The 3,150-nt window shown below is 66.7% G+C and carries 4 protein-coding genes; 2 read left to right on the top strand and 2 right to left on the bottom strand.

Going from position 1 to position 3,150, the window contains the following annotated elements:
- Both AC1DSO_RS24605 and gltA read left to right on the top strand, forming a co-directional pair.
- Positions 1-839: glutamate--tRNA ligase (locus AC1DSO_RS24605; RefSeq protein ID WP_477071304.1), on the top strand; the 839-nt coding region annotated here is incomplete at its 5' end.
- Positions 840-906: 67 nt separating this feature from the next.
- Positions 907-2,187, top strand: a complete 1,281-nt coding sequence (gltA, locus tag AC1DSO_RS24610) for a citrate synthase (protein ID WP_477071305.1) — start codon at positions 907-909, stop codon at positions 2,185-2,187.
- A gap of 95 nt (positions 2,188-2,282) precedes the next feature.
- On the opposite strand, the gene AC1DSO_RS24615 is transcribed toward gltA, so the two are convergent.
- A complete protein-coding gene (locus AC1DSO_RS24615; RefSeq protein WP_477071306.1) occupies positions 2,283-2,546 on the bottom strand; it encodes an EscU/YscU/HrcU family type III secretion system export apparatus switch protein in 264 nt (87 codons plus the stop codon).
- Positions 2,543-3,150, bottom strand: a 608-nt coding sequence (gene fliK, locus AC1DSO_RS24620) for a flagellar hook-length control protein FliK (protein WP_477071307.1), incomplete at its 5' end; no start/stop codon positions are given. The genes AC1DSO_RS24615 and fliK, both read right to left, overlap by 4 nt.

The following is a 3,150-nucleotide window of genomic DNA, read 5'->3' on the forward strand; positions in this document are numbered from 1 at the left end:
ACCACGACATGGGCGTCACCCACGTGATCCGCGGCGACGACCACCTGAACAACGCCGCCCGCCAGAGCCTGATCTATCAGGCCATGGACTGGACCGTGCCAGCCTTCGCCCACATCCCGCTGATTCACGGTCCCGACGGCGCCAAGCTGTCCAAGCGTCACGGCGCGCAAGCCGTCGGCGAGTTCGCCGATCTTGGCTACATCCCCGAGGGCATGCGCAACTACCTGGCGCGCCTGGGCTGGGGCCACGGCGACGACGAGGTGTTCAACGACGAGCAGGCGATCAGCTGGTTCGACGTCAAGGACGTGGTCAAGGCGCCGGCGCGCCTGGACTGGGCCAAGCTGAACCACACCAACGCCCAGCACCTGCGCAAGGCCGACGACGACCGCCTGACGGACCTGGCGCTCGACGCCGCCCAGAAGCGCGGCGAGCCCCTGCCCGCCGACGCGCGCGAGCGCATCGCCCGCACGGTCCCCGAGGTCAAGGAAGGCGCCAAGACCATCCTGGAGCTGGTCGATCATTGTGCGTTCGCACTGAAGACCCGGCCGTTCCCGCTGGAAGAGAAAACTCAAAAGCAGCTGACCGAAGAAACGGTCGAGCGGCTCAAGCGCCTGCGCGACCAGTTGGCCGCCGCGCCGGCGTTCGACGCCGCCACCTTGGAAACCGTGTTGAAAACGTTCGCGGAATCCGAAGGCGTCGGCTTCGGCAAGTTCGGCCCCGCCCTGCGTGGGATCCTGACCGGCGGCGCCCAGGCGCCCGATCTGAACAAGACCATGGCCGCCCTCTCTCGCGAAGAGAGTTTGGGCCGTCTTGACGACGCCCTAGCGCCGCGCGCATGAGGCGCTATAACGCACCCGCGAAAAGCGAAAGTTGGACTGCTCGTTCCAATTATGAAGGGGTCTAAGTATGACCGATAAAGCCACGCTGACGATCGGCGACAAGAGCTACGACCTGCCGATCCTCAAGGGCAGCACGGGTCCGGACGTCATCGACGTCCGAAAGATCTATGGCGACAGCGACCACTTCACCTTCGATCCGGGCTTCACCTCGACCGCGTCTTGCGAGAGCAAGATCACCTTCATCGACGGTGACGCCGGTATTCTGCTGCACCGCGGCTATCCGATCGACCAGCTGGCCGAGAAGTCCTCGTTCCTCGAGGTCTGCCACCTGCTGCTGAACGGCGAACTGCCCACGGCGGACGAGTTCGCGAAGTTCGAAAAGAACATCACCTATCACACGATGCTGCACGCGCAGTTCGACGCCTTCTTCCAGGGTTTCCGTCGCGACGCCCACCCGATGGCGGTGATGACCGGCGCGGTCGGCGCCCTGTCGGCCTTCTATGCCGACAGCATCAATGTCGACGACGCCCGTGAACGCGAGATCAGCGCTCATCGCCTGATCGCCAAGATGCCGACGATCGCGGCCCGCGCCTACAAGTACACGATCGGCCAACCGTTCGTGTCGCCGCGCAACGACCTGTCGTACTCGGAAAACTTCCTGCGCATGTGCTTCGCCGTGCCGGCCGAGGACTGGAAGCCGAACCCGGTGCTAACCCGCGCCATGGACCGSATCTTYATCCTGCACGCCGACCACGARCAGAACGCCTCGACCTCSACCGTSCGCCTGGCCGGTTCGTCGGGCGCGCACCCGTTCGCCTGCATCGCCGCCGGCATCGCCTGCCTGTGGGGCCCGTCGCACGGCGGCGCCAACCAGGAAGCGCTGGAGATGCTGGAGACCATCGGTTCGGTCGAGAACATCCCGGACTACGTCCAGGGCGTGAAGGACCGTAAGTACAAGCTGATGGGCTTTGGCCACCGCGTGTACAAGAACTTCGACCCGCGCGCGAAGGTCATGCAGAAGACCGCGCACGAAGTGCTGGCGGAACTGGGCCACAACAACGATCCGCTGCTGCAGGTCGCCCAGGAGCTGGAAAAGGTCGCGCTGAGCGATCCTTACTTCATCGACCGTAAGCTCTATCCGAACATCGACTTCTATTCGGGCATCACCCTGCGGGCGATGGGCTTCCCGACCAACATGTTCACCGTGCTGTTCGCTCTGGCCCGCACCGTCGGCTGGATCAGCCAGTGGAAGGAAATGTTCGAGGACCCCACCCGCAAGATCGGTCGTCCTCGTCAGCTCTACACGGGCCCCACGCAGCGCGATTACGTTCCAGTCGACAAGCGCTAAGCGCTTTTCGACAAGGCAAAGGTGTCCCGACAAGCGCTAGGCGCCTCCCTTCGGAACAACGGATCAGGCCCCGCTTCGGCGGGGCCTTTTTCGTTTCAGCGCTTCAGGAGAAAGCCGAGCACCTCGGCCACGGCGCGGTAGAGGGCCTCGGGGATTTCCTCGTCGACCTCGATCGCCGACAGGGCCTGGGCCAGCACCGGGTCTTCCTCGATCGGCACGCCATGTTCACGCGCCGTCTCGATGATCTTCTCGCCCACCCAGCCCTGGCCCGAGGCCACCACCCTGGGGGCGTTGGGATCCTCGTAAAGCAAGGCCACGGCGATGCGCGGACGCCCCGTCGGACCGGTGATCCCGCTCATGAGGCCTGATCCACGAAATGGCCGAGGGCACTGACGCCGGGTGTCGGCGGCGCGCCGGAATGGATGGCGACCTCGGGCGACAGCTCGGCCTGGCGCAGGGCCGCGGCCAGGCTCTCCTCGCCGGCCCGGAAGCGGGCGATGGTCTCCGCGCGCTCGGCCCACAACGACACGCGGGCGCGGGCGCCGGTCAGGGTGACGAGAGCGTGGACAGGCCCCAGCGGCTCGACGTCGATCGAGAAGCGGGCGCGATAGGTGCGCTCGGCCGGACCTACGGCGGCCCCGCCCGAACCGCCGCCGTCATGGCTGATCTCGAACTGGGCGACCGCCACGCCCTGCGGGGTCATGAACGGCAGGTCGAGGTTCAAGTGCGCGGCTTGCGGGCGGGTCCCGGCGGCCTCGGCCTCGTGATGGGACGCATCGGGCAGCGAGGCGATCTGCATCAGGTCCTGCCTCGCCAGGGCGCCGCTTGCACCCTTGAGCAGGCGGCGCACCAGGTCAGCGGGCGAAGCTTGGCCCGCGGGCTCGGGCGGCGTGGGCTTCTGGCCCGCCATCGGCCCGCCGGCATAGGGCGGCGGCGGAACCTTGGGTCGCGCGGCCTCGGCGG

It is taken from the genome of Caulobacter sp. P4_E5, assembly GCF_056401555.1.